The sequence below is a fragment of the Bradyrhizobium uaiense genome (genome assembly GCF_010811875.1).
Lineage (GTDB): Bacteria > Pseudomonadota > Alphaproteobacteria > Rhizobiales > Xanthobacteraceae > Bradyrhizobium > Bradyrhizobium uaiense.
Map to the genome: position 1 here is coordinate 1 of NZ_VKHP01000371.1, position 6,633 is coordinate 6,633.

Here is a 6,633-nt window from a genome sequence, read left to right on the forward strand (position 1 = left end):
TACGTTCGTCACTCGAAATCGTCAGCGTCGCCTTCGGCCGTCCGGTGCGCATCGGGTATCTCCTTCGATCAGGATACCCGAAACCAATGCAATAATTATGCTACGAACTTACGGGACAGAACACTAGCCGCTGCGCTCTGTCGAGTACTGCCTGTTTGCTACTCTTGCATGGTGACCCACTTGGCACATGAATTGCTGCGAACCTTATCGGCTTGGCTGTTTATCTTCACGCCCCCCAAGGCGGCCAAGCTGGCGAAGCAAACTCGGCGCGGGTGGCTCCTTCAAACACCCGCGCCTTCTTTCCGAAGCGCTGTAATGGTGGAGAGTTTCGGCAACAGACGCGCTGAGAAGATCAACACCTGGCCCCTAGGAGGCATTAGAATGCATGCCGGTTTTGGGTGGTCGAAAGGACAAATCGAAGCTCGCCTGGTACTTGCGGCGAATAAGAGCTTGCTCGTGCGCCAGCCCCTCACGATCCTTCACGGGGGTGTGCCGTAGGGCGCGGCCTCAGATTCATTTCGGCTCTCCAGAAAGCGCTTTACTCAGCCGATTTCGAGAAGCGCGTCTCACCTGAGAAAAATTCTCGATGACACGTTTTGTTGCTCACCCACGCGGCTCAAGAAGATTGATTGGTTCACTCGAGCCTGATTCCAACTGTTTCCCTGGGGCCGTGGCAACAAACTGTCGAGAGGCAGTTCGGGTGATCGTTGACGGACCCGGTGAGAACACCGAAAATGGGATCAGCGGTTATAAGTCAGCGCTTACAGGTTTCGGCCACGGAGGGGATGACAGCGCGGTGTTTGGCGTCGCCGTCAGGATCTACGAACGATACGCTCTTCCGTGAACTCGATCGGGCGGATCGCGCGCGGCGGCGCAATTGTCGAGCTCGATTCGGCCATCTTCGACGAAGCGCGTCACGCCCGCCCAGCGTGAGAGCGCGCATCAGATTGCGCCCACCAGCTTACTCCTTGGCTAATCAAGCCGAGTTTTGTTCGCAACCATTTTTTGGACCGCGTCGTCTAGCGGCCAGACAACGACAATCCACGCCTTGATTGCAAAAGACCGGCCCACTTGTGCTCTGTCCTGTAGCATCAGCGACATTATGTTCGTGCGAAGGCGGGCTTGCTGCTGACGAGGCCTGGTGTCGGCGTCATTTCATCAGCGCTTCGACCTCTGCTCGAAAAGCGTGGCGCGAGCCGTCTCGTGAATAGAACATGTGGCCTCCCGGAAAAACGACAAGTTTGACGCGCGGTGTGGAGGCAAATGGCGGCAGCTGATCGAGCACGATCTGTGATCCGAAATATGGCGTGGCCAGGTCAAACAGCCCGTGCGCGACCAGCAATTTCATATTCCGGTCCGTCGCCAAGATCTTGCGCAGCTCCGAAACTGACTCCGGAGGGCTGCGGCCGAAATCCCAGGCCTCCCTGACCTCGCGATTAGTTCATAGGAGCCCTCCGGCCGCCAGCCAAGCTTGCGCGTAAGGAGATCGACAGCTCCGCTGGTCAGAGGCGCCACCAGCGTATCGCTTGAGGGATCGCCTGAAAGCTGGATATCGGACTCCGGATATGGATCGAGGCCACGCACCGAGGCGTCAAATCTGCCGATTAACTTGCCATTCTTGCGGTCGAACTCACGGCGGAACTTGGCAACTTCGAAACGGCCGGCGAGCCGACGGCTGACCGCTTGGTCGATGCCGGTCAGCACCGCGACCTTGTCGGCCAGACGCGTGGTTGCTTCCTGGTCGGCCTGGCTTTTGATAAGATCGACCAGAAACTCGCCGCGCGCATAGGCTTCCACGTCGGCGAGATCAGTTCGGCTTACCGAACCTTCGGCTTCACGCAGGGTCGCGACATAGCTGGGCAGCGTGGCGACATAGTGCAACGGGCCCCTACCGGCGCTGTAGTCGAACACTGGCGAGAGCATGATCAGGCCTCTGACCCCTATGCCCTGCCGCATCTGCAACTGATCGACGACCTTTGGCCCGCGAATGCCGCCATAGCTTTCACGCGCGATGTACTTCGGCGACAACAGCCGGTCATGCTTTTCGAGCCAGCGACGGATCACCAGCGCGAGCGCGTTGACGTCGCCCTCAACGGAATAGAGCCACTTGCGCGCGTCATCGCCGGTCGCCGCGAAACGGCTATGGCCGGTGCCTACAGGATCGAGAAACACAGATCAGTGAAATCGAGCCACGTTTCCGCGTTTGGACTCACCTGCGGAAATGTCGATGGCGTGACCTCGTCAGCATTGATCGGCAGCCGCCACGGTCCGGCATTGCCAAGCTGCAGCCACGCCGAAGATGAGCCTGGTCCGCCGTTGAAGAAGAATGTAACCGGGCGCGTGCCGAGATCAGTGCCTTCAAGCTGATAGGAGGTATAGACGATATCGGCCTGCGGCTCACCCTTATCGTCGAACAGGCGGATGGAACCAGCGGTCGCGACGAAAGAAAGCGTCCGCCCAGGCAGCTCAAGCGTGTGCCTGGTGCTGGAGTCCGGCGGCAGGCGATGCTGCTCGGACAGCGACGACATGCCCAGGTTTTGCCCGCCACCACCCTTCTGGCCGGCCGGTATTGTGACCTGGGCGGGCGACGGATTGTTGGCCCAAGCGCTCCCCATCGCCCCAGAGGCAAACAGGATCAGCGCAAGAGAGGTGAGACCCGGAGCGGTCAATTTCATCGCGTTTCCCCTGCCCGGCGCGGCCCTTGGTGCGCGAGGCGTGTCTGTCAAAGCGGCCCTAACCACTAGCTCATGCGGCTGAACGACAAAGCTACCGGATCGAGTAGTCATCACCATCGCCCGAGACGCAAAACCGTCGTTCCACACACTTCCAAGACGTGCCCGTCACGGTTTCAGCAAAGCGCCCCGAGAGGGCGCATGGTCGTGCGTGTGAACTTTGCGCACAAAGCGAAGCTGTGGCTGTCAGGCAAGTCGTGATCGACGACAGGTGGAGCAACTGCTTCGAGAGTAGTTCGAGAGCCAGGCCACATCAGTGAAGCGCATTGTCGATCTGTGTGCTCAAGAGCAATCGCAGTATCCGGCCCTTGGATGCCAATCAGCTCGCTGATTTACGAGTAGTATGTCGGTGCCGCGTCACGCCATCAGGGCAATGTGCCACGGCCGGCGACGATGCCAGACAAGTCAGCAGCGACCTAGACTACCTGCATCTCGACCGGATGAGCGGCCCGATGACTGGGCGCGGGAACTCTTCCACCGTGGCAGGCCAAAGGGGATCAGCAGCACAGCTGAGGAATATCGGTCGAGTTCGATGCCTAGGCAAGCGCGGACGCCGCCGAGCACCGGCCACATTGCTCGGCATCCATAGTGCTCTTGCATTGGCGCTTCAGCGCCCTCGACTACCTCGGCGCGCGTTTTGGACTGCCGCCACAAGCCGCAACCTCCGCCCAACAATCGGCAGTCTCATAAATCCGCACACTCGCGCAATTGGGAATGCGATCAAAGAACCAACGGGCGATGATCTCGGCGGTTGGGTTCTCCAGTCCGTCGACATCGTTGAGCAGTCGGTGATCGACGAGCTTCAGCAGCGGCTCCAGCTCGGCATCCATTTCAGCGAAATCCTTCACGAATCCTCTCGCGTCTACCTCTCCGCGCATCACCACTTCCATACGGTAGTTGTGGCCGTGTAGGTTCTTGCACTTATGGCCATCGGGGAGATTGGGAAGGCGATGAGCTGATTCAAAACTATAGGTGCGGCCAATGAGCGTGATCACTCCATCATCGTCGTTCATTCCGTAAGTCCCGCGCGCCAACGATTTGCTCCGCAGAAAAGGGCTTGCTAACTCTCGCCGGCGCTTTCTTATCAGATTGACGGAGCAATGCCATGCCGAGCAAGGCCGAGAGAGCAGAGCCGAGGCCCGGCAGTATCAGCGTGACCGCGTAACCTAATCTTGCCACGGCAAACCCACTCGCCGCGAAGCCCACCAACGCTGACGCCGACATTACCGAAGTCAGAAACGTGACATCTGTGCCCGCCTTGCCCGGCCGGGCGAGCCCGAGAAACCAGTTCGTGAACGTGACATGTTGAACAGCGAGTGCCGCGAACACGATGCCGACGCTCACGACGGCGCTTACGCGAACGCTGACGTAGCGATCAACCATCGCAAGTGCGCCGAAACTTATCGCCATGACTGCGCAGCCCCCGATCAAGCCTCGCTGCGGTGCCATTCGGCCGATGATGGCGCTGGTCAGCGGCGCTACCAGCGTGTACGTCAATACGTTCGAAAGCGCTCCGATCCATCCAATGTCTGCTGCGGCGAAGCCGAGGTCAACAAGCCGCAACTGAACCGTCGCGAACGCCACAGCGATCCCGATAACCGCCGGCGCGATCAATGCGGCCGTCGTCCACAGGCCATGGTAGCGAAAGATGGCGGAGATCGAGAGGCGCTGGGTCGAGCTCCATCGGTCGCTGCGTTGGAGCGGTTCAGAAATAGCGAACACCCAACCAGCGAAAACGGCTAGCAGCATCGCCAAACCCAACAAAGCTGGACGCCAACCGACCATCTCGATCAATTGGAGGCAGACGGCGCCGCCGATGACATGGCCGATAGCCCGGCCCCAACCCAACAGCGCTGCGCCGAGCGGCCGTTCGCTGGAATCGAGAGCTTCGGCTATATAGCCCAAAGTCGCGATCCGCTGCGTGGCAGCAATGGTCGCAAGTACCAGGGAGACAAGAAAAAGCGATACGAAATCGGTCTTCGGGTTCAAGAATGCCATTGCTGCCAGCACAATGGTACTGGCGACTTGGGTCAACAGGATCCACGAACGTCTCAGCCCGAGACGATTGAGGCTCCATCGATCCACCACCGGGGCCCAAAGGAAGTTAACGGTGAATGCAAAGAAAGCGGTGCCGTACAGGCCGACTAGTTCCAGGCTGGCACCGTTGCCGCGAAGGATCACAGGAATAGCCGAATAGATGAACGCGATCGCCAGATACTGCTGACTAGCCAACGCAACCATCCCAATGAGTGGCACGTAACGATTTCCCATCTGCCTATTCCTCCCGAAATCGATTTTGCACGTGCCTTAAGAGAACGGTTTGAAAAGACAGCGGCTAGCCGTTATCAGTTCGGATCAGACCACACTCAATGAATGCACACCGCGCCCGCCTGCCCTTCATCTTGTTGCGCCCAGTTGCCTTCCCAGTAGACGGCGCTGTCGACGTCACATTGGCAAGCAAGGCTCCCTGACGGACGCCGATCGTAGCCACCGCTGACCCAGCGCGTCTCCAGCTCCTCAGGGAGGTCGACAGCGTCATCGCTGGTTAGAAATCCACGGTCCGAGCAGAAGGTGCACTTGCCCGTGGCGTTATCCTCTCCAAGGGTCGCGCTTGCCGGCGGCAAGGCCAGCGCAGCAGCGACAACTGTTCCTGCCCGCATCATCACGTCTTCACCACGCGTTCGTGCAATCGGGTAATGGCATCGAGCGCCGACAGGATCGCTCCCTCCTGCCATGGCAGCTGCGATGCGTGCTCGCCCGCCAGCGCGATGCGGCCGTCGATCTGGCACAGATTGCGGTAGTGCTGTGCGCGGGCGGCCTCGGTCCACTGGCCGGCGCAGCCGAGCGTGAACGGCACGCGATGCCAGGCCACCGCGACGCCGTGCTCGAATTCGTTCCTGTATTGCGGATGGATTGCGGCACCGAACTCGACCGCGCTGGCGACCCGCTCGGCCGGTGTCATGGCGGTGAACTCGAACGAATTGGCGCCCCCATGCATGTAAGCGCCGAGCAGGATGCCGCGGCCGCCACTGTTGAAGCCAGTATTCGGATAGGCGATCTGCTGGATCGGCAGGTCGGTGTAGCTGATACCGCCATAGATCGCCTCGTCCTCTTCCCAGAACCGGCGTTTGAACTGCAGCCCGATTTTCACCGAGGCGACGTAGGGCACGGAATCGATCGCATTTTTCATCGGCCGGCCGACATCGATCGGCAACTGGCTCAGGATCGACAGCGGAATGGTGCAGATACACCAATCGGCGGTCGCCTGCTGCACGGCGGATGGACTGGTCGTGTCGACATAGCTCACAGTGACGCCGGAGCCGTTCTGCTGGATCTGCGTCACCTTGGCATTATAGCGGATGAGATCGCCAACCTCGCGCGCGAACGCCTTGCCGATCATGTCCATGCCGCCGATCGGCTGGAACATCGTCATCTGGAAATCATAGTGCGCAAAGCTTTGGACGTAGCGCCACATCCGCGAGCGCAGCAGCTCCTGGAGCGAGATCGGATCGCTGGGCAGCGGATCGCCCATCAAGCCGCCGCCGGGATCGCGCGCAAAGCCGCGAACGTCGGCGGAACGCAGGTTGGCATTGTACTTGTAGTCGCGATCCAGCGCGCCCCAATCGCGCAGCGCTTGCAGCAGGATCTCCTGATCCTCCTTGCTGACGAACTCGTCGAGCCTGCCCTGCTGGCTGACTTTCTCGAGCAGCTCGGCCACCCCGCCCTGGAAATCCGCCTTGATGCTGCGAAAGCGTTGCGGCTTGCCTTCGAATGCGCGCGTCGCGTGCAGATAGGCATTGTGGTTGAGCTGGATGAAGGGTTCCAGCGTCACGTTGAGCCGACGGCAGTAATCGAGCAGCGCGCGATGATGATAGGGAATCCGCCACGGGCCGGGATTGAG

At 60.0% G+C, this 6,633-nt stretch carries 4 protein-coding genes and 1 pseudogene; all 5 read right to left on the minus strand.

Translation table 11 applies throughout. From position 1 onward, the window contains the following. Positions 1 to 1,150: 1,150 nt before the first annotated feature. Positions 1,151 to 2,675, minus strand: a pseudogene (locus tag FNJ47_RS43855) (S10 family peptidase). A 677-nt stretch (positions 2,676 to 3,352) separates the two neighbouring features. Beyond that, positions 3,353 to 3,745 (minus strand): 6-carboxytetrahydropterin synthase QueD, encoded by a 393-nt coding sequence (queD, locus tag FNJ47_RS43860; protein WP_050421534.1) that lies wholly within the window; start codon positions 3,743 to 3,745, stop codon positions 3,353 to 3,355. Next, positions 3,732 to 5,003 carry an MFS transporter gene (locus FNJ47_RS43865; RefSeq protein WP_163162727.1) on the minus strand — a complete coding sequence of 424 codons (1,272 nt, stop codon included), beginning with the start codon at positions 5,001 to 5,003 and terminating at the stop codon, positions 3,732 to 3,734. The genes queD and FNJ47_RS43865 overlap by 14 nt, the downstream gene beginning before the upstream one ends. Positions 5,004 to 5,098: 95 nt before the next feature. After that, positions 5,099 to 5,395, minus strand: coding sequence for a hypothetical protein (locus tag FNJ47_RS43870; protein ID WP_163162729.1), 297 nt, complete (start codon positions 5,393 to 5,395; stop codon positions 5,099 to 5,101). Beyond that, positions 5,395 to 6,633, minus strand: a 1,239-nt coding sequence (locus FNJ47_RS43875; protein WP_163162731.1) for a flavin monoamine oxidase family protein, incomplete at its 5' end; no start/stop codon positions are given. The genes FNJ47_RS43875 and FNJ47_RS43870, both read right to left, overlap by 1 nt.